Source organism: Leisingera sp. G5_S3_59_S7 (assembly GCF_054968485.1).
Window position 1 is genome coordinate 19,335 of record NZ_JBQKUH010000017.1, and the last position, 18,114, is coordinate 37,448.

Sequence of the window (18,114 nt, forward strand, 5' to 3'; positions counted from 1 at the left end):
GCCCTATTTGGGCAGGAAAATTTTGATGCGAAATCTCTTTGGCACCGATGGCGTGCGCGGAACCGCCAATATTCATCCCATGACCGCCGAAATGGCGCTGCGCATCGGCGCCGCTGTCGGGCGCTATTTCCGGCGCGATGGCACCGGGGTGCACCGGGTGGTGATCGGCAAGGATACCCGGCTGTCCGGCTATATGTTTGAAAACGCGCTGACGGCGGGGCTGTCCTCTACCGGCATGAACGTGCTGCTGCTGGGGCCGGTGCCGACGCCTGCGGTCGGATTGATGACGCGGTCGATGCGGGCCGATCTGGGGGTGATGATTTCGGCCAGCCACAACCCCTCCGAGGACAATGGGATAAAGTTCTTCGGCCCCGATGGCTTCAAGCTCTCGGACGGTGCGGAGATAGAGATCGAGGCGCTGATTGAGGCGGGCGTCGAGCCGGCGCAGGCAGCCAACATCGGCCGGGCCAAGCGGATCGATGACGCCCGCTTTCGCTATGGCGAGCGGGTCAAAAGCTCGTTGCCGCGCAACCTGGGCCTTAACGGTCTGAAGGTGGTGATTGACTGTGCCAATGGCGCGGCGCACCGGACGGCGCCGGAAGTCCTTTGGGAGCTTGGCGCTGAGGTAATCCCGGTGGGGGTGGCGCCTGACGGGCTGAACATCAACCGCGGTTGCGGGTCGACGCATCCGCAGACAGCCGCCGAAGCAGTTGTGGCGCATGGTGCCCATGCGGGCATCTGCCTGGACGGCGATGCGGACCGGGTGATCGTGATCGACGAGACCGGAACTGTGGCCGATGGCGACCAGCTGATGGCGCTGCTGGCGACCCGCTGGGCCGAACAGGACCAGCTGGCGGGCGGCGCGCTGGTGGCGACTGTGATGTCGAACCTGGGCCTTGAACGCTATTTGAACGGGAAGGGGCTGGGCCTGGAGCGCACTGCCGTGGGCGACCGCTATGTGGTGGAGCGGATGCGCGAGGGCGGCTTTAACCTTGGCGGTGAGCAGTCGGGCCATATCGTGATGAGCGATTTTGCCACCACCGGCGACGGGCTGATGGCGGGGCTGCACTTCCTGGCTGAAATGGTTCAGACCGGCAAAAAAGCCTCAGAGCTGGCGCATCAGTTCGAGACTGTGCCGCAGCGGCTGCGCAACGTGCGGTTCCAGGCGGGCCAGGCGCCGCTGGAAGATGAGCACGTGCAGGACGCGATTGCCGCGGCGGAGAAGATGCTGGACGGCCAGGGGCGGCTGCTGATCCGCAAATCCGGCACAGAGCCGCTGGTGCGGGTGATGGCCGAGAGCGAGGACGCAGAGCTGATGACGCTGGCGGTCGACAGCGTTGTTGCCGCGGTCGAGGCGGCTGTGGCGGAGTGATCCGGCAGGGGGCGCTCAGCCCCCTTTGCTGAACAGGCGGCTCAGCCTGCCGAACTGGCTGAGGCCAAGGCCGCCCAGGATCATCGCCATCGCAAGCAGCATTGAGGGCGGCAACTCCTCGCCCAGGAACACCGCCCCCAGCACCACCGCCCAGACCGGTACCTGGTAATTGGTGAGGGTCATGAAAGTGGGCCCTGCCTCCCGCACCACGATGACGCGCAGCAGGTTGGCAGCAGCGGTGGGAATCAGGCCGAGGATGGCCGCGATGAGCAGGGTGCGGCTGTCCGGCATCACTGGCGGGCCTTCGACGGCCCAGGCGGCCGGGAAGATGATGAAGCAGCCGATCACCAGCAGGATGGCCGCCAGCCCTACCGGGTCCACCGGCGGCAGGCGGCGGGTCAGGATGGAGCTGACCGAGTAACAAGCGGCGGCAGACAGGCAGGCGGCGCGGCCATAAGCCTCAAGCTCTGCGCCGCTCGTCTCAAACGCCTTGCCGCCGATCAGCAGCGCGACGCCTGCAAAGCCGATGCAGAAGCCGATAAGGCGGCGCAGGGTCATCTGCTCTCCGGGGACAAAGACATGCGCCAGCGGCAGCACCATCAGCGGGATTGCCGCCATGCTGACGCCGGTGAAGCCGGAGGAGACATGCTGCTGGCCCCAAGAGATCAGCATGAAGGGCAGGGCAGTGCTGAGGATGCCGATGATTACCAGCGAGGGCCAGTTGGTTTCAGACTTGAACAGCTTGAACCCGCGCCAGCCCCAGACCGCGCACAGCAGGAGCGCGGCAAAGCCAATCCGGCTGGCCGCCAGCCAGAACGGGGTGATCCCGTCCAGCGCCAGCTTGATCAGCAAAAAGGTTGCGCCCCAGACAAAGCCGAGAGTGGCGATCATCAGCCAGTAGCGCGGGGTGATGCTGCTTGTGCTCATGACCGGCTCTTGGCCCATTCATCAATTGCGGTCCGAAAGAGTTCGAGCGCCCGTGGCAGGATTGCCGGGTCCTTCATCTTGCGGTCAAGTGTTTCGAGCTGTGGCTGCAAATGGCGATGGTTGCACGAAGACGCTCCTGTGAGTAGAGGGATTGCCTTTGTGAATAAGGCTACGGCTTTTGCATCTTCGCCAAGGTCTGCCTGTGCGATGCCTTGATTGATCAAATTGGTGGCGCGCTGATGGTCAGTATACAGAAAGCCTGTAAACCGCAGACTGTTTTCGCATTTGCGCAACCGCTCATCCGCAGGGCGGCTGAACTTGTGGCATCCGGAAGCGTAGAGGCTAAAGGAGAAGAAATAGATCCAAAACCCCAGAAAGGCCCAGATCGCAATTGCCTTCAGCCATTGCTTGGGAGTGTCGCGCGGTTCAGCGCTGGGCATGGTTTTCTCCTGCGGTTCACGGCGCGACAAGACCCCGCCGAGCGGGCGGGGTCAATGGCAATTGCTTTGTTATCTATCGAAGTGTTCGGGGCTTACGCCACGCGCGGGCGGCGGCTGCGGCTGAGAAGGAGGCCGCCAAGGATCAGCGCCAGCGCGGCAAACAACTGCGGTGGCAAGGTTTCTCCGAGCAGCGCGGCGCCAAAGATCACCGACCAGACCGGCACTTGGTAGTTCACGGTGGACAGGAACGCAGGACCGGCGCTGCGGGCGACCTGGACCAGCAGCACTTGGGCGAGGGCGGTTGGCAGCAAACCGAGGTAGATCACCGCGCCCAGCGGCAGGGCGGCGGGCAGTTCCGGCACGCCTTCGGCCCAGAGCGCGGCGGGGGTCATCATGGCAGCGCCGCACAGGAGCGCTGCGGCGGAAAGCGACAGCATGTTCACCTGCGGGCAGAGCCGGGTGATGATTGAGCCGATGGCGTAGCAGAGCGACGCACCGAGGCAGGCGAGGCGGGCGAGTGATTCAAAATCCGTTCCGGCAGAGCGGAAGGCGTCGAGGCCGATTAGTATGACAACGCCGGCAAAGCCGATCAGGAAGCTGATTGTACGGCGCAGGGTCATGTGCTCGCCCGGCACCAGCAGATGCGCGAGCGGCAGCACAAACAGCGGCACCACCGCCATGCAAACCCCGGCAAAGCCGCTGGCCACATAGGTCTGCCCCCAACTGAGCAGGGTGAAGGGCAGGGCGTTGGTGAAGAACCCCATGCCGATGGCACAGGCCCAGATGATCCGGCCTTCGCGCGTTCGCGGCGAAGGCAGGCCGATGCCCATCGCATAGACCACGCTCAGCAGGCACAGCGCGCCGATGGAGATCCGTAGCGCGGCGATGGTCATCGGCGGGAAGCCTCGCAGCGCCAGTGACACCGCCATGAAAGAGGCGCCCCAGATAACACCGAGGAACAGGAGCTTGGCCCAATTGGCGGCGCCGGGGGAGTCTGGCATCGGATACCCTCAATGGAATAAATGAAAAAGGGCGCCCCAAATCGGAGCGCCCTGCAGAGGTAAGGTCAGCGGGTGGTCCCGCGGGCGCCTTAGTTCTTCTCTTTGTCGACCATCTTGCCGGCCGAGATCCACGGCATCATGCCGCGCAGCTTGGCGCCGGTTTCTTCGATCAGGTGCTCGTCGTTGGCACGGCGGGAGGCTTTCAGGGTCGGCTGGCCAACCTGGTTCTCCAGCATGAAGTCGCGGACGAATTTGCCCTGCTGGATGTCTTCCAGAACCGCTTTCATGCGGGCTTTGGTTTCGTCGTACTTCAGGATGCGCGGGCCGGTGACGTACTGGCCGTACTCGGCGGTGTTGGAGATCGAGTAGTCCATGTTGGCGATGCCGCCTTCATAGATCAGGTCAACGATCAGCTTCACTTCGTGCAGGCACTCGAAATAGGCCATTTCCGGTGCGTAGCCAGCTTCGACCAGGGTCTCAAAGCCGCAGCGGATCAGCTCAACCAGGCCGCCGCAGAGAACGGCCTGCTCGCCGAACAGGTCGGTTTCGCATTCTTCGCGGAAGTTGGTTTCGATGATGCCGGAGCGGCCGCCGCCGATGGCGGAGCAGTAGGACAGGCCGGTTTCCAGCGCCTTGCCGGTGGCGTCGGTGTGAACCGCAACCAGGCAGGGCACGCCGCCGCCTTTGGTGTATTCGCCGCGCACGGTGTGGCCCGGGCCCTTGGGTGCCATCATGATGACGTCGACGCCTTCTTTCGGCTCGATCAGGCCGAAGTGCACATTCAGGCCGTGGGCGAATGCGATGGCGGCACCCGGCTTGATGTTGTCGTGGACGTATTTCTTGTAGGTTTCTGCCTGCAGTTCGTCGGGCATGGTGAACATGATCACGTCGCACCAGGCCGCCGCTTCCGCGATGCCCATGACCTGCAGGCCTTCGCCTTCCGCTTTCTTGGCCGAGGGGGAGCCTTCGCGCAGTGCAACGACAAGGTTCTTGGCGCCGGAATCGCGCAGGTTCAGCGCGTGGGCGTGGCCTTGGGAGCCATAGCCCAGGATGGCCACTTTCTTGTCCTTGATCAGGTTCACATCGCAATCGCGGTCGTAATAAACGCGCATGATCCACGTCCTTTCATTTGGTGTTTGATGCCATCATAGGCATGCGGGCAGGGAAGGCGATTGCTGATGTGCATGAAATTCGCAGTTTCTTTGCGGTAGCCATTCGTTATTTTGCCTGATAGTGAAGAAATCATGCTTGATGATCTCGACCGGCGCATTCTGCGCTATATGCAAAGCGACCCGGAGCAATCGATTCCGGATCGGGCCGAACGGCTGGGCCTAACTGCTTCGCGCCTGTCGCGGCGGCTGGAGAAGCTGCGCGAGGGCGGCGTGATCCTGGGGCAGAGGGCGGTGATTGACTGGCGAGCCTTGGGCTACGAGGTCGAAGTTTCCCTGCGGGTGACGCTGGACAAGACCAACCCGCGCGCCTTTGACGAATTCATCGAGGCGGCCCGTGGCATTGCCGAGGTGATCGAGATCCAGACCTTCCTGGGCCAGGTCGATGTGCGGCTTTCGGTGATTGCGCGGGACATGCCGCATTACCAGCAGATCTACCGCGCCGGCATTCTGAACCTGCCGCATATCACCGATATCGAGGCGCTGATGCATGTGGCGCGGATCAAGTCGGATGAGGTGCTGCCGGTATGAGCGCGCTGGATGATCTGGACTTTGGCATCCTGCGGGCGCTGTCCGAGGATGCGACCTTGTCGGCAGGCGCCTTAGGACGGCAGCTGGACCTCAGCCAGCCCGCCACATGGCGTCGGATCAAGCGGCTGCAGGAAGCGGGCATCATCGCGGGCCGCAGGCTGGAACTGGACAAGGAGAAGCTGGGGTTTGGCGTCACCGTCTTTCTGGGCGTGAAGCTGGCGACCAAGGGGCGGGTCAGCCTGGAGGATTTCGAGCGCGCGGTTTCTGCCATCCCCGAGGTGCAGACGGTGGAGCATGTGCTGGGCATGTATGACTACCGCCTGCGGGTGACGGCGCGGGACATCTCCGATTTTGAGCGCGTGCTGCGTCGCCGGGTAATGACCCTGCCGGGGGTGGGGAATGTTGAGGCCAATGTGCTGCTGAGCGAGGAGCGGCGGCCGGGTCCGCTGGGCTGACGCCGCCCTTTTGTTGCCGATCAGAAACCGGCTTGGCGCAAATGGGGGGAACTTCTGTCGTGCCTGGGCTGTCTTTTTGCCGGGGCGCCGTCAAAATCAGCCTTCGGAGAACGGCCGCTCCGGTGTATGCCAAGTCAGGGTTTGCCAAAGCCCGCAGCGCAGTTTAGCCGTTTCACGAGACATTTCAGGGAGGCCGCAATGGCATTGCTCGATACCGTCGACCCGCAGGGTCTGGATGAATTCTCGGTGGTGTTCACCGACCGCTCGCTCAATCACATGTCTAAGACCTTCCAGACCGTGATGCTGGATATCAACGCGATGCTCAAGGAGGTCTATAACGCTGAGGCCGTGGCGCTGGTGCCGGGCGGCGGCACCTATGCGATGGAGGCGGTGGCCCGCCAGTTCGCCCGTGATGCGAAGGCGCTGGTGGTGCGCAATGGCTGGTTCTCCTACCGCTGGAGCCAGATCTTCGAGGCGGGCGGACTTACCGCGTCCTCCACCGTGATGAAGGCGCGCCGCACCGGTAATGAAACGGCCTCGCCGTTTGAGCCTGCGCCGATTGCCGATGTGGTTGCCGCGATCAAGGAACAGAAACCGGACATCGTCTTTGCCCCGCATGTGGAAACCGCCGCGGGTGTGATCCTGCCGGATGACTATGTGACCGCGATGGCGGAGGCCGCGCATGAGGTCGGCGCACTGATGGTGCTGGATTGCATCGCCTCCGGCTGCGCCTGGGTCGACATGAAGGCCACCGGCGTCGATGTGCTGATCTCCGCCCCGCAAAAAGGCTGGAGCGCATCGCCCTCTGCCGGTCTGGTGATGTTCTCGGAGCGTGCGCTGGCGCGGCTGGAGGAAACCGCCTCGGACAGCTTTGCGCTGAACCTGAAACAGTGGCGCGCCATCATGAAGGCTTATGAGGACGGCGGCCACGCCTATCACGCCACCATGCCGACCGATGCGCTGCGCGCCTTCCGCGACACCATGCTGGAAACCAAAGAGTACGGCTTTGAGCGCCTGCGCGAGGCGCAGTGGAAGCTGGGCAACGGCGTGCGGATGATGCTGAAGGACAAGGGCATCACCTCGGTTGCCGCCGAAGGCTTTGGCGCGCCGGGTGTGGTGGTGAGCTATACCAGCGATCCGGACGTGCAGAATGGCAAGAAGTTTCTGGCGCTGGGCACCCAGATCGCCGCGGGTGTTCCGCTGCAGTGCGACGAGCCCGCCGATTTCCGCACCTTCCGCTTGGGACTGTTCGGCCTCGACAAGCTCTATGATGTGGATTCAACCCTGGCACGGCTGAAAACCGTGGTGGATCAGGTGCTTTAACGCATAATCCGGATTGGGCTGCGCAGGGGAATATTGCTTGTGCGGCCCAGCCCATGGCGCAGGGTGAGCCAGATCACCCCGAGGCTGATTGCCAGCCAAATGCCTCCCCACAGCATGGTTGCGCCGCCGAGCTCCTCGGCCATCATCCGGGCGTCCGAGTGCAGGTGGGAACGCGCGATGGTGTCGTCCCAGAGATCGAGCGGGGCGTAGATCATGCTGCTGACCCCGATCACCCGCAGGATCATGTCGTTGATATTGAGGCTGATGTAGCGTGATGCGGCGAGCATCAGAGCGCCGGTGGCAACGCTGAAGCCAAGCGCAAAGAGATCCCGGACATAAAAGGCTGCAACTGCCAAGGTGAGGACGCCGAAGATGGCGAGCACCTTGCGGTCCCAGTCGGTGCGCAGCGCAATCACGAACAGGGTAGAACCGATCAGCAGTGAGCCGGTGTAACCTGCCGTGAGCGTCAGGAACCGGCTGCCGCCGCGCGAGACCACCATGCCGCCCTCATAAGGATCGACGGTGAGGCTGACCAACTCGCCGCCGGTCAGCAATGTCATGGCGGCATGGGAGACTTCATGCAGGAACACGGTCAGGACCCGCAAGGGCAGCATCGCCGGGGTCTGCCAGAGAGCGGCGATGGCCAAGGTCAGGCAGAGGAGCTGCCAGTGGCCTCTGAGGAAGCGTCCGGCAGCCCGCATGTTACTTCACGCCCAGCCCCATCTGCATCAGCGTCTTGCGCACCGGCGCCAGGGAATAGAGCGCGTTGAGGCCAAAGGCGCGCAGGTCGCGCAGCGGGCGCGGGGCCAGCATCGAGGTGCGGTTCAACAGGTCAATGCCCTTCACCCGCAGCAGTATCTCATTGTGGCGGGCCTTGTGGTAGGCGGCCAGCATCTGCGCGTCGCCCAGACCCTCGGGGCGGGCCTCGGCCAGTTCCAGCAGGCTGCGCAGGTCGCCCAGAGACATGTTGAGGCCCTGCGCGCCGATCGGCGGCACCACATGGGCGGCCTCGGCCATCAGCGCCAGGCGCTCGCCGTTCAGCCGCTCCGCTGACTGGCTGATGATCGGCCAGATGGTGCGGCGCGACGCCAGTTTCAGATCACCGAACAAGCCGCAGCTGCGCTCGGTCATAGCGGCCTCGAAGTCGGCCGGCTCCAGGTTCAAGAGTTCCTGCGCCCGCGGCCCGCGTTCCATCCAGACAATGGCCGAGGACGGCTGGCCCTGGTAATCGGGCAGCGGCACCAGGGTGAAGGGGCCGCCGGAGCGGTGAATTTCGGTCGACACATTCTCATGCGGCACCGGATGGGTGACGGCAAAGGCCAGTGCTTTTTGCCCGTAGCGGGTGGTTTTCACCGGAATGCCCGCCGCCTCTCGCATCGGAGAGTTGCGGCCGTCGCAGGCCACCACCAGCTTGGCTGTCACCTGGCTGCCGTCGCTGAGGCTGACGCGCGCCTCATCGGTGCGGGTGAACAGGGCCGTGGTGCCAGTACCAAAGCGCAGGTCTGCGTTGGGCAGCTCCGCCAGCCGGGCAATCATTTCGCGCCGCAACAGCCAGTTCGGCAGGTTCCACCCGAAGGGCTGGTCGGAGATATCGGCGGCATTGAAATCCTTGACCACACGCGGCTCGGGCCGGGCACCGCCTGCATCGACGATGCGCATGATCTGCAATGGCGCGGCGTGCTCTTCCAGCCGCGCCCAGATGCCGCAGCGTGCCAGCAGCGCTTGCGCGGGCTGCAGAAACGCGGTGGTGCGCAGGTCGGAGCCTTCGGCGTCTCGGTCTGTCACCGGCGGGGCCGGGTCGGCGCAGATCACGCTGAAGCCGCTGGACGCAAAAGCGGCGGCTGCGGTCAGTCCCGCAATGCCGCCGCCGGAAATCAGGATATCGCAGGTCTCGGCCATCTCGTCAGCCCTCCGTTCTGGGGCCAGAAATAGGCCCGGACGGCGGGGGAAGACAAGCCGTTACCGGCAGATAGGGCGCTTAGCCGCGGGTGATGGTGATCAGCAGGGTGAACATCACCGGCACCATCGCCAGCGCCGGGAGGTACAGCCCCGGAATGCCGAACAGCATGATCGAGCAGCCCCACAGGCTGACGAATGTTGCGATGGCGTAATAGAGGTTCTCAGCCGGGCCATAGGCGACCTCCTTGATCATCCGGCCCAACAGCGGCACGGCAAACAGGATCCGCTGCCACAGGGTCAGTTGTGCGGGAAGGGCATATGCGCTCATCGGTCAGGCTCCTACGTTTCGTTACGCGGCGCATATAGGGAGGAAAACATGCGGCAAACAGGTATATTTTGCCGCAGGTGCGAAGATTTGCCGGTATGCGATTGTGCACATGCAGAAACGCGGGAATTGCCCGCCCGGAGGCGCCGCTGGCTGAGCCGGAAAATCAGATCAGCTTTGCCAGAAAGCCGGCCAGATCATCCGAATGATGATGGATGTGCGCGGCGGCCAGGGGCTCTGGCGCCACATGCACCGTGCGCATGCCCATCTCATGCGGGGCGGCGAGGTTGCGCGCGTCATCCTCGAACATCGCGGCCTGCTGCGGGGCTACGCCCGCGCGGGCAAAGACCTTGTCAAAGGCGCGGCGCTCCGGTTTCGGGTGGTAATCCGCGTGTTCGACCCCAAAGACACCGTCAAACAGCCCCGACAGCCCCCGTGCGGCCAGCACCCGCTCGGCATAAGGCGCGGAGCCGTTGGTATAGACGATCTTCTTGCCGGGCAGATTGCGGATGCCTGCCGCCAGGGCGGCGTCCTCTTCCAGGTGGTCCATCGAGATATCATGCACCGCGTCCAGATAGGGCTCCGGGTCCAGATCATGTTCCCGCATCAGCCCTGCCAGCGTGGTGCCATGCTCGCGCCAGTAATGGCTGCGCAGGCGGTCTGCCTCGGCCCTGTCCACCTTGAGGGCATCCATCACATAGGCGGTCATCTTGACCTCGATCTGGTTGAACAGCCGCGCAGACGGGTGGTACAGGGTGTTGTCGAGGTCGAACACCCATTGGGAGACATGGGAAAAGGCATGTTTAGGCATACCGCCGGAGTAGGGCGGGATTGCCGCGATTGCAATCAAAAGCGCATTTTGCCTGCGGGTTTTCAGCACTTTGGCGCCATCAGGGTTGATTGCTGCCCCTTGGCCTGTAGAGATTGGCGCACCGGGAAAAGCAGGAACGACAATGAACCAGAGCCGCAGCAACCTGAAAGATGCCTATGCGCTGATCCTCGAAGCGATAGACTCAGGGGTCTACAAACCGGGCGACCGGCTGGTGGAGAGCGACCTGGCCGAGAGGTTCGGCGTGTCGCGCACCCCGATCCGGGAGGCGCTGCAGCGGCTGGAAACCCAATCGCTGCTGGAGCGCGACGGGCGGTCGCTGATCGTGGCCTCGCTGGACCATAACCAGATGGCGGAGCTCTATGTGGTGCGGCGCGAGCTGGAGGGCCTGGCGGCCCGGCTGGCGGCGCGCCATGCCACCGAGGAAGAGATCAAGGTGCTGAAGGAGATGGTCGAGGCGGACAATGCGCTGATCGGCAACCCGGCGGAGCTGTCCAAGGCGAACCGCCGTTTCCATGAGCAGATCCACCTGGCCTCGCACAACCGCTATCTGGTGCAGCAGCTGGACCTGGTGCACCGGACCATGGCGCTGATGGCGACCACCTCGCTGGCGGCGGAGGGGCGCAGTGAGATTGCCCAGTCTGAGCATAAGGGGATTGTCGATGCGATCAGCCGCCGCGACGAGGATGCCGCGGGCCAGGCGCTCAAGGACCACATCTCGATTGCCTTCATGACCCGGCTGAAACAGGACGCCAGCGGGCGGGGCTGAACCGACCCAAACCGGTTTTGCGGCGGGGTTTCGCGGCGGGTTTGACGCCGTGGGCGGTCTTGTCCCAGAAGAACGGGCGGGCCACCAGCTCATAAGCCGCCTTGGCAGCGGCGAGGGCGCCCATCGGGAAATACAGAATCATTGCGGGCGCCCAGCCAGCCAGCCAGGGACGGCCCATGTCCCGTGCGGCAGTGATGCAGATGATAAGCCCCAGAAGTTCAAAGAACACCAGCGCCGCCACCGCCAGCGGCAGCAGCAGCGGCGGTGCTGCGCCTTCGCTGGGGTGCGGCAGGCCCAGGGCGATCAGCCAGAAGGACCACAGGAGCGGCGCAAACAGGAACTGCCCCAGCGTGCCCAGGAAGAAGGCCTGAAACCCCAGAAAGCGTTTCCAGCCCAGATCGCCCAGCAGCCGCAGCGGCTGGCGCATGTGCACCAGGTAGGTGACCATAAACCCCTTCAGCCAGCGCGAGCGCTGCTTGACCCAGGGCCAAGGGCGGCAGTTGGCTTCCTCATATGTGGTGCTGGGCAGCATTTGGGTGCGGTAGCCCGCACGGTAAAGGCGGACGCCCAGATCGGCATCCTCGGTCACGTTATGGGCATCCCAGCCGCCCAGCTCCTCCAGCACCTGACGGCGGACAAACATAGTGGTTCCGCCCAGCGGCACCACCAGCCCAAGCCGGGCAATGCCTTGCAGGACGATGCGGAACCAGCTGCCGTATTCCAGCGTGAAGCAGCGCGAGATCCAGTTGGTGCGCGGGTTGTAATAGTCGAGAACGCCCTGCACGCAGGCGGTGCGGTTGTCCGCCCGGGCAAAAGCTTGCGCCACCTTGCTCAGCTGGTCCGCTTCCGGCGCGTCTTCGGCGTCCCAGACGCCGATGATCGCGCCGCGGCAGAAGTTCAGTGCATAATTCATCGCCCGCGGCTTGGTTGTCAGCCCGCCAAAGGCCGGGACCTCCACTACCCGGATCCAGGGCGGCAGGCGGGTGTTCTTCAGTGCGGCGCGGGTGACGCTGTCGTGTTCCTCCAGCACCAGGATCACGTCCGTCAAAGCCCGGGGGTAGCTGAGCTTGCGGATGCGTGACAGCAGGGCGCGGCTGATCTCAGCTTCCTTGTAAAGCGGGACCATAACCGAAATGACCGGCTGCTCATGCCCGTCTTGCCGGCGGGCAGCAGGCAGCGGTGGCGGGGCAGTAAGGCGCCTCCGCGCGCGCGCGGACCAATAGGCCGCAAGCCCGCAGGCCTTCAGGGCCGTGAACAGCAGCACCGACACAAGCGCCAGCAGGCTGAGGGCGGTAAAGACCGCCGCCGGGGCAGTGCAGGACAGGTACAGAGCGGGCAGGGCACAGGCGGCCGCCACGGCGCGGCCCCGGGCAGGCTGCAGGGTGCGGCAGCTGAGCCGCGGCACCACGCTGCTGCTGGCCTGGCGCACCAGGGCGGGACTGATATGGCTGGTGAGCAGGGCGGTGATCTGCGCCTCCCCGGCCAGCACCGGTGTGATGCTGCCAAAGCTGTCCTGCAGTTCGCGCTGCAGCGCCTCGAACCGGTCGGGGTGGGCAATGGCAACGGTGACGGTCTTGCCCAGCTGCAGCCAGGGCAGGGCGCAATGGCGCAGCCAGAATTGAGCGGGTTTGCGGGCCAGCAGCCGGGTGTTGACAATCTGGCCGGTCAGATCGGCGCGGGGCATCCGGTACTGCCGCGCCAGCGTGTCCTGCACCTGGTCCTCGCTGGCCAGCCCCTCGGCCACCAGCACCCGCCCCAGCGCGGCCTTCTGATGCTGGCGCAGCACCAGCGCGCGCATCATGCCGGCGCCATCTTCCGGCAGCCGCGGGCCCGGCGAGGGCTTCCCCGCAAGCTGCGGCGGCCGGAGCTGCCGCAGCGGTTGTGACACAAAACCCATCGCCTGCCCGCAACAATAAACCCGTCAGGCCTTCAGGCTGCCGGCGGCGGCTTAAAAAACGGTAAACGCGGCGTTAACCATGCCGCCGGGCGGCATGGTTTACAGCTTTTTTACGCAGATTTGCGTTCGGCCATAGCCTCGGCGAAGCGTTCGAACAGATAGAAGCTGTCCTGCGGTCCCGGGCTGGCCTCCGGGTGGTGCTGCACTGAATAGACCGGGCGGCCGGACATGCGGATGCCGCAGTTGGATCCGTCAAAAAGCGACACATGGGTTTCTTCAACGCCTTCGGGGAGGGTTTGCGCATCGACGGCAAACCCGTGGTTCATCGAGGTGATTTCCACCTTGCCGGTGGAATGCTCCTTGACCGGATGGTTGGCGCCGTGGTGGCCGTGGTTCATCTTGACGGTCTTGCCCCCCAGCGCCAGCGCTAGCATCTGGTGGCCCAGGCAGATGCCAAAGACCGGCAGGTCCGCCTTCAGCACTTCCTGGATCATCGGCACCGCGTATTCGCCGGTGGCCGCCGGATCGCCGGGGCCGTTGGACAGGAACACGCCGTCCGGGTTGTGCGCCAGCACCTCTTCCGCGGTCGCGGTCGCGGGCAGCACGGTCACGTCGCAGCCCGCGCTGGCCAGGCAGCGCAGGATGTTGCGCTTGGCACCGTAGTCAACGGCGACAACCTTGTGCTGGGGGTTCTCCTGGCGGGCATAGCCGTCGGGCCAGGCCCAGCGCATCTCATCCCAGCGGTAGCTTTGCGCGCAGGTCACATCCTTGGCCAGGTCCAGGCCCACCAGGCCGGACCACTCACGCGCCTTGGCGACCAGCGCCTCGATGTCGAAGTTGCCCTCCGGGTCGTGGGCAAGGGCCACATGCGGCGCGCCTTGCTGACGGATCGCGCGGGTCAGGCGGCGGGTGTCGACGCCGCCGATGGCGATGCGGCCGGTGCGGGTCAGCCAATCCTTCAGCTCTTCGGTGGCGCGCCAGTTCGACGCCAGCGTCGGGTCCCATTTCACCACCATGCCGGCGGCGACGGGATCTGCGGTTTCGTCATCCTCCGGCGTCACGCCGGTGTTGCCGATATGGGGGAAGGTGAAGGTGACGATCTGGCCCGCATAGGAGGGATCGGTCATGATCTCCTGGTAGCCGGTCATCGCGGTGTTGAAGCAGAGCTCTGCCACGGTTTCGCCGGTGGCGCCGAAACCGGTGCCGTAAAAGACGGTGCCATCAGCGAGCGCCAGGCATGCGGTGGGCTTGGACGGGGCAGAAGCGGCCATTGCGCGAGTCTCCATGCGGGTGAAATTCATGGGCTTGTAAGGGGGGCGCGGCAGCGGGTCAAGCCTGCAAGGAGCGGGCAGGCTGACGCGGGGTCGGGAATAGAAGATTTACTGTAAACTTGCACAGCAGCGGCAGAATGGATAACCATCGGTGTCCGGCAACCATGGGGATGCTTTTGAATATGGATACGCACACCCGGGTCAATCAGGCCCTGAAGCAAGCGATGAAAGACAAGGCGGCAGAGCGGCTGTGTACGCTGCGGCTGATCAATGCTGCGATCAAGGACCGGGAAATCGCCGCCCGCGCCGACGGCGAGGAGGGTGGCATCGGCGAAGAGGAAATCCTGGCCATCCTGGGCAAGATGACCAAGCAGCGCAAGGAAAGCGCCCGCGCCTATGAGGAAGGCGGGCGGCTGGATCTTGCAGAGCGGGAACTGGGCGAGATCGCCGTCATCGAGGAATTCCTGCCGCAGCAGTTGAGCGACGAGGAAGCCGAGGACGCGGTGAAGGCCGCGGTGGCGGAAACCGGCGCCGAATCGATTCGCGACATGGGTAAGGTGATGGCCGCGCTGAAGTCGAAATACACCGGCCAGATGGATTTCGGCAAAGCCGGGCCGATGGTCAAGGACCAGCTCTGCAGCAAGGGCGGCTGCTGATTTGCCGCAACCTGGCTGAGACCGCGCTGGCGCGCGGCGCCTGCGGCGCGGGTATTTGACCAAAGAAGAAGAGATGAGGCCCGCATTGCGGGCCTTGTTCGTGTCTGCCTAGTCAGACAAGGCGGATTTGAGGTCGCCGTAAAGCGCGACCCGCTCCTCCTCTGACAGGAAGGCGCCGATCTCCACCTCGCGGCCGCAGCCCTGCAGAGTGACATAATGCGGCACCGGACCGTCGTGGTCGTGCATCTCCACCCGTGCCCAATAGCGGTTGCAGTGCCAGCTTTGCCGCCTGCCGTCCGGGTTGATCCGCTCCAGATGCGCGTCTTCCGGGCCGATGGTCAGCACCTCCAAAATCTGGTGGTCGCGGCGGCTGCGGTCCAGCGCCCATTTAAGGCCGAACAGGGTAAGCAGCAGGAACGGCAGCAGCCCCCACAGCAGGACGGAGCCCAGCACCGGGATCAGCGGCACGCAGATCAGCACCGCGGTGAGGCCCAGGAACCGTGCATAGCCCTGCGGCGGCAGAGACTGATGCGGCCAGAGGTGCAGCTCACGCTCGGCGCCGGGTTGCGGTCGGGTCCAGTTGTAGGGCATCGGTTCGCGCCTGCTGAAATGGGTGTCTTTCTTAATGATGTAGCTGAAAGGCTGGATTTCCACCGCCTTGATACCGCAGGCGGGCGTCACGAAAAAGGCCCCGGAGCAGATGCGCCGGGGCCTTTTCCATTGTCAGTGTCTGAGGCCGCTTAGTGCGAATGCGAGCGGTCCCAGTCTTCCTGCTTGGGCAGGATTTCGAAGGTGTGCTCCGGCGGCGGGGAGGGCAGGGTCCACTCCAGGGTGTCCGCGTATTCGTTCCAGTAGTTGTTCTGTGTGACGCGGGCGCCGCGCAGCAGCGAATAGATCACCACGCCGAAAAACAGCAGGAACGAGGCAAAGGACAGGAACGCGCCATAGGACGAGATCTTGTTCCAGTAGGCGAACCCTTCCGGGTAGTCGATATACCGGCGCGGCATGCCCTGACGGCCCAGGAAGTGCTGCGGGAAGAAGGTCAGGTTGGCGCCGATGAAGAACATCCAGAAGTGGATCTGAGCGCCCAGCTCGTTGTACTGGCGGCCGGTCATCTTGCCGAAGTAGAAGTAGACGCCTGCGAAGATCGCAAACACGGCACCCAGGCTCATCACGTAATGGAAGTGAGCCACGACGTAGTAGGTGTCGTGATAGGCGCGGTCGACGGAGGCCTGCGACAGCACCACGCCGGTCACACCGCCGACGGTGAACAGGAACAGGAAGCCGAAGGCGAACATCATCGGTGCCTTGAACTCGATGGAGCCGCCCCACATGGTGGCGATCCAGGAGAACACTTTCACTCCGGTCGGAACCGCGATGACCATCGTGGCGAGCATGAAGTAAGCCTGCTGGTTCAGCGACATGCCGACGGTGTACATGTGGTGCGCCCACACGACAAAGCCCAGCACGCCGATGGCGATGATCGCCCAGACCATCGGCAGGTAGCCGAACACCGGCTTGCGCGCGAAGGTGGCGATGACGTGGGAGATGATGCCGAAGCCGGGCAGGATCACGATGTACACTTCCGGGTGGCCGAAGAACCACAGGATGTGCTGGTACAGGATCGGATCGCCGCCGCCGGCCGCATCAAAGAAGGTGAAGCCGAAGTTGCGGTCCATCAGCAGCATGGTGATGGCGCCGGCCAGCACCGGCAGCGACAGCAGGATCAGCCAGGAGGTGACGAAGATCGACCAGGAGAACAGCGGCACCTTGAACAGGGTCATGCCGGGGGCGCGCATGTTCAGGAAGGTGGTGATCATGTTGATCGCACCCAGGATCGAGGACGCGCCGGAGACGTGCACGGCGAAGATCGCCAGGTCCATCGAGTAGCCGCCTTCGTTCACGGACAGCGGCGGGTACAGAACCCAGCCCACGCCGGAACCCAGCTGGTCATTGCCGCCCGGGGAGACAACCGAGAGCACCGCCAGAGAGGTGCCTGCGACATACATCCAGAAGCTGAGGTTGTTCATCCGCGGGAACGCCATGTCCGGCGCGCCGATCTGCAGCGGCATGAAGTAGTTGCCGAAACCGCCGAACAGGGCCGGGATCACCACGAAGAACATCATCAGGATGCCGTGGGCGGTGATCATCACGTTCCAGAGGTGGCCGTTCGGGGTACATTCCGCGGAGGCGTCGGCAAACATGCGCGCACCCTCCAGGCACATGTACTGAACGCCGGGGTCCATCAGTTCCAGCCGCATGTAAACGGTGAAGATGACGGAGATGAGACCTGCGATCGCCGAAACGATCAGGTAAAGAATGCCGATATCCTTATGGTTCGTGCTCATGAACCAGCGGGTGAAGAAACTCCGCTCGTCCTCGTGGCCGTGACCATGAATGGCTGCGTCTGCCATTTAGGTGCCTCCTGCTGCATAACGAAAGGCCCCCGGAGACGGACTCCGGGCGGCCTGGATTCCTTGGAGTATTAGAATGGCCCGCCGTGGCCTTCAATGGCGGAGTTTGATCTGGATCAAGATTTATTGCCGCAGGGCCTTGAAACCGCAGGCTGTGTTTCGGACCGGCGGCGCTTGACCTGGCGTTCGGGCGCGCGCACAACCGGGGAAAGACATAGAAGGAGGCCAGGCGCATGCCCGATTATGATCCCGACAACATTTTTGCCAAGCTCCTGCGCGGCGAGATCCCCTCGACCCGTGTCTATGAGGACGACGACACGCTGGCCTTCATGGATATCATGCCGCGCGCGGACGGGCATCTCCTGGTGATTCCGAAAACGGCCTGCCGCAACCTGCTGGATGCCAGCCCGGAGCAGATGGCGGCTGTGATGCGGACAGTGCAGAAGCTGTCCCATGCGGTGATCAAGGCCTTTGGTGCCGATGGCGTGACCGTTCAGCAGTTCAACGAGGCGGCCGGCGGGCAGGAAGTGTTTCACCTGCACATGCATGTGCTGCCGCGCAAGGAGGGCGACCGGCTGCGGCCGCCGGGGCAGATGGGCGATATGGATCAGATTCAGGCCCAGGCGGAAAAAATTCGCGCGGCCCTTGGGCAGGACTGAAGGCTGCCGCCTATCCAGCGCCTTTGGGACGCCGCCGGTTCAGGCGGCGTTTTTCACTGTGAATTAGTGCGTGAAACCCTCCGCGGCTTCGGGCATTTGAATTAAATGTTGAATTTCAGTTGAATTTGATCATAGCTGTTTCTCAAATTGGTTGTAAGTCAGAGAGGGCGCACGCGC

General features: G+C 63.9%; 19 protein-coding genes. 7 read left to right on the forward strand and 12 right to left on the reverse strand.

Annotation, left to right across the window (positions count from 1 at the left end):
- Positions 1–25: 25 nt before the first annotated feature.
- On the forward strand, positions 26–1,372 hold the full coding sequence (gene glmM / locus ACTRWG_RS09775) for a phosphoglucosamine mutase (RefSeq protein WP_462829261.1): 1,347 nt from the start codon (positions 26–28) through the stop codon (positions 1,370–1,372).
- A gap of 15 nt (positions 1,373–1,387) precedes the next feature.
- Here glmM and ACTRWG_RS09780 read toward each other — a convergent pair whose 3' ends face one another.
- The 4 genes from ACTRWG_RS09780 to ilvC all read right to left on the reverse strand — a co-directional run bounded on the left by ACTRWG_RS09780 (position 1,388) and on the right by ilvC (position 4,852).
- Positions 1,388–2,299: a DMT family transporter gene (locus ACTRWG_RS09780; RefSeq protein WP_027236796.1), complete on the reverse strand. Its 912-nt coding sequence runs from the start codon at positions 2,297–2,299 to the stop codon at positions 1,388–1,390.
- A complete protein-coding gene (locus ACTRWG_RS09785) occupies positions 2,296–2,739 on the reverse strand; it encodes a hypothetical protein (RefSeq protein WP_027236797.1) in 444 nt (147 codons plus the stop codon). Before ACTRWG_RS09785 ends, ACTRWG_RS09780 begins: the two co-directional genes overlap by 4 nt.
- A gap of 92 nt (positions 2,740–2,831) precedes the next feature.
- Positions 2,832–3,740, reverse strand: a complete 909-nt coding sequence (locus tag ACTRWG_RS09790; protein ID WP_027236798.1) for a DMT family transporter — start codon at positions 3,738–3,740, stop codon at positions 2,832–2,834.
- 89 nt (positions 3,741–3,829) lie between these two features.
- Complete coding sequence (gene ilvC, locus ACTRWG_RS09795) at positions 3,830–4,852, reverse strand: ketol-acid reductoisomerase (RefSeq protein ID WP_027236799.1); 1,023 nt, start codon at positions 4,850–4,852, stop codon at positions 3,830–3,832.
- Positions 4,853–4,984: 132 nt separating this feature from the next.
- Here ilvC and ACTRWG_RS09800 point away from each other — a divergent pair, with 132 nt between their 5' ends.
- From ACTRWG_RS09800 to ACTRWG_RS09810, 3 genes are all read left to right on the forward strand, one after another.
- On the forward strand, positions 4,985–5,440 hold the full coding sequence (locus tag ACTRWG_RS09800; protein ID WP_027236800.1) for an Lrp/AsnC family transcriptional regulator: 456 nt from the start codon (positions 4,985–4,987) through the stop codon (positions 5,438–5,440).
- Positions 5,437–5,895 (forward strand): Lrp/AsnC family transcriptional regulator, encoded by a 459-nt coding sequence (locus tag ACTRWG_RS09805; RefSeq protein WP_027236801.1) that lies wholly within the window; start codon positions 5,437–5,439, stop codon positions 5,893–5,895. The genes ACTRWG_RS09800 and ACTRWG_RS09805 overlap by 4 nt, the downstream gene beginning before the upstream one ends.
- A gap of 198 nt (positions 5,896–6,093) precedes the next feature.
- Positions 6,094–7,218, forward strand: coding sequence for an aminotransferase class V-fold PLP-dependent enzyme (locus ACTRWG_RS09810; protein ID WP_027236802.1), 1,125 nt, complete (start codon positions 6,094–6,096; stop codon positions 7,216–7,218).
- On the opposite strand, the gene ACTRWG_RS09815 is transcribed toward ACTRWG_RS09810, so the two are convergent.
- The 4 genes from ACTRWG_RS09815 to ACTRWG_RS09830 all read right to left on the reverse strand — a co-directional run bounded on the left by ACTRWG_RS09815 (position 7,215) and on the right by ACTRWG_RS09830 (position 10,253).
- Complete coding sequence (locus ACTRWG_RS09815) at positions 7,215–7,865, reverse strand: M50 family metallopeptidase (RefSeq protein ID WP_245597384.1); 651 nt, start codon at positions 7,863–7,865, stop codon at positions 7,215–7,217. The genes ACTRWG_RS09810 and ACTRWG_RS09815 overlap by 4 nt on opposite strands.
- Before the next feature lie 55 nt (positions 7,866–7,920).
- Positions 7,921–9,117, reverse strand: coding sequence for a UbiH/UbiF family hydroxylase (locus ACTRWG_RS09820; protein ID WP_027236804.1), 1,197 nt, complete (start codon positions 9,115–9,117; stop codon positions 7,921–7,923).
- A gap of 79 nt (positions 9,118–9,196) precedes the next feature.
- Complete coding sequence (locus ACTRWG_RS09825) at positions 9,197–9,445, reverse strand: hypothetical protein (protein WP_027236805.1); 249 nt, start codon at positions 9,443–9,445, stop codon at positions 9,197–9,199.
- Positions 9,446–9,608: 163 nt separating this feature from the next.
- Entirely contained in the window at positions 9,609–10,253 is a 645-nt protein-coding gene (locus tag ACTRWG_RS09830; RefSeq protein ID WP_027236806.1) for a pyrimidine 5'-nucleotidase, read from the reverse strand.
- Between the two features lie 142 nt (positions 10,254–10,395).
- On the opposite strand from ACTRWG_RS09830, the gene ACTRWG_RS09835 reads away from it, so the two are divergent.
- The gene (locus ACTRWG_RS09835) at positions 10,396–11,040 is read left to right on the forward strand and encodes a GntR family transcriptional regulator (RefSeq protein ID WP_027236807.1); all 645 of its coding nucleotides are present in this window, start codon (positions 10,396–10,398) and stop codon (positions 11,038–11,040) included.
- On the opposite strand, the gene ACTRWG_RS09840 is transcribed toward ACTRWG_RS09835, so the two are convergent.
- Positions 11,000–12,937 (reverse strand): glycosyltransferase, encoded by a 1,938-nt coding sequence (locus tag ACTRWG_RS09840; RefSeq protein ID WP_462829262.1) that lies wholly within the window; start codon positions 12,935–12,937, stop codon positions 11,000–11,002. The genes ACTRWG_RS09835 and ACTRWG_RS09840 overlap by 41 nt on opposite strands.
- A gap of 110 nt (positions 12,938–13,047) precedes the next feature.
- Positions 13,048–14,208 carry a glutamine-hydrolyzing carbamoyl-phosphate synthase small subunit gene (carA, locus tag ACTRWG_RS09845; RefSeq protein ID WP_462829263.1) on the reverse strand — a complete coding sequence of 387 codons (1,161 nt, stop codon included), beginning with the start codon at positions 14,206–14,208 and terminating at the stop codon, positions 13,048–13,050.
- A 182-nt stretch (positions 14,209–14,390) separates the two neighbouring features.
- On the opposite strand from carA, the gene ACTRWG_RS09850 reads away from it, so the two are divergent.
- Positions 14,391–14,864: a GatB/YqeY domain-containing protein gene (locus ACTRWG_RS09850; protein WP_027236810.1), complete on the forward strand. Its 474-nt coding sequence runs from the start codon at positions 14,391–14,393 to the stop codon at positions 14,862–14,864.
- 108 nt (positions 14,865–14,972) lie between these two features.
- On the opposite strand, the gene ACTRWG_RS09855 is transcribed toward ACTRWG_RS09850, so the two are convergent.
- On the reverse strand, positions 14,973–15,455 hold the full coding sequence (locus ACTRWG_RS09855; protein WP_259967048.1) for a DUF2244 domain-containing protein: 483 nt from the start codon (positions 15,453–15,455) through the stop codon (positions 14,973–14,975).
- A 149-nt stretch (positions 15,456–15,604) separates the two neighbouring features.
- Entirely contained in the window at positions 15,605–17,278 is a 1,674-nt protein-coding gene (gene ctaD / locus ACTRWG_RS09860) for a cytochrome c oxidase subunit I (protein ID WP_027236812.1), read from the reverse strand.
- A gap of 233 nt (positions 17,279–17,511) precedes the next feature.
- Here ctaD and ACTRWG_RS09865 point away from each other — a divergent pair, with 233 nt between their 5' ends.
- Complete coding sequence (locus tag ACTRWG_RS09865; RefSeq protein WP_027236813.1) at positions 17,512–17,937, forward strand: HIT family protein; 426 nt, start codon at positions 17,512–17,514, stop codon at positions 17,935–17,937.
- Positions 17,938–18,114 lie beyond the last annotated feature (177 nt).

What these genes read in the sequence shown, in the direction of transcription:
- glmM (WP_462829261.1), top strand. Translation starts at nt 26, where the DNA reads ATGCGAAATCTCTTTGGCACCGATGGCGTGCGCGGAACCGCCAATATT.
- ACTRWG_RS09780 (WP_027236796.1), bottom strand. Translation starts at nt 2,299, where the DNA reads ATGAGCACAAGCAGCATCACCCCGCGCTACTGGCTGATGATCGCCACT.
- ACTRWG_RS09785 (WP_027236797.1), bottom strand. Translation starts at nt 2,739, where the DNA reads ATGCCCAGCGCTGAACCGCGCGACACTCCCAAGCAATGGCTGAAGGCA.
- ACTRWG_RS09790 (WP_027236798.1), bottom strand. Translation starts at nt 3,740, where the DNA reads ATGCCAGACTCCCCCGGCGCCGCCAATTGGGCCAAGCTCCTGTTCCTC.
- ilvC (WP_027236799.1), bottom strand. Translation starts at nt 4,852, where the DNA reads ATGCGCGTTTATTACGACCGCGATTGCGATGTGAACCTGATCAAGGAC.
- ACTRWG_RS09800 (WP_027236800.1), top strand. Translation starts at nt 4,985, where the DNA reads ATGCTTGATGATCTCGACCGGCGCATTCTGCGCTATATGCAAAGCGAC.
- ACTRWG_RS09805 (WP_027236801.1), top strand. Translation starts at nt 5,437, where the DNA reads ATGAGCGCGCTGGATGATCTGGACTTTGGCATCCTGCGGGCGCTGTCC.
- ACTRWG_RS09810 (WP_027236802.1), top strand. Translation starts at nt 6,094, where the DNA reads ATGGCATTGCTCGATACCGTCGACCCGCAGGGTCTGGATGAATTCTCG.
- ACTRWG_RS09820 (WP_027236804.1), bottom strand. Translation starts at nt 9,117, where the DNA reads ATGGCCGAGACCTGCGATATCCTGATTTCCGGCGGCGGCATTGCGGGA.
- ACTRWG_RS09825 (WP_027236805.1), bottom strand. Translation starts at nt 9,445, where the DNA reads ATGAGCGCATATGCCCTTCCCGCACAACTGACCCTGTGGCAGCGGATC.
- ACTRWG_RS09830 (WP_027236806.1), bottom strand. Translation starts at nt 10,253, where the DNA reads ATGCCTAAACATGCCTTTTCCCATGTCTCCCAATGGGTGTTCGACCTC.
- ACTRWG_RS09835 (WP_027236807.1), top strand. Translation starts at nt 10,396, where the DNA reads ATGAACCAGAGCCGCAGCAACCTGAAAGATGCCTATGCGCTGATCCTC.
- ACTRWG_RS09840 (WP_462829262.1), bottom strand. Translation starts at nt 12,937, where the DNA reads ATGGGTTTTGTGTCACAACCGCTGCGGCAGCTCCGGCCGCCGCAGCTT.
- carA (WP_462829263.1), bottom strand. Translation starts at nt 14,208, where the DNA reads ATGGCCGCTTCTGCCCCGTCCAAGCCCACCGCATGCCTGGCGCTCGCT.
- ACTRWG_RS09850 (WP_027236810.1), top strand. Translation starts at nt 14,391, where the DNA reads ATGGATACGCACACCCGGGTCAATCAGGCCCTGAAGCAAGCGATGAAA.
- ACTRWG_RS09855 (WP_259967048.1), bottom strand. Translation starts at nt 15,455, where the DNA reads ATGCCCTACAACTGGACCCGACCGCAACCCGGCGCCGAGCGTGAGCTG.
- ctaD (WP_027236812.1), bottom strand. Translation starts at nt 17,278, where the DNA reads ATGGCAGACGCAGCCATTCATGGTCACGGCCACGAGGACGAGCGGAGT.
- ACTRWG_RS09865 (WP_027236813.1), top strand. Translation starts at nt 17,512, where the DNA reads ATGCCCGATTATGATCCCGACAACATTTTTGCCAAGCTCCTGCGCGGC.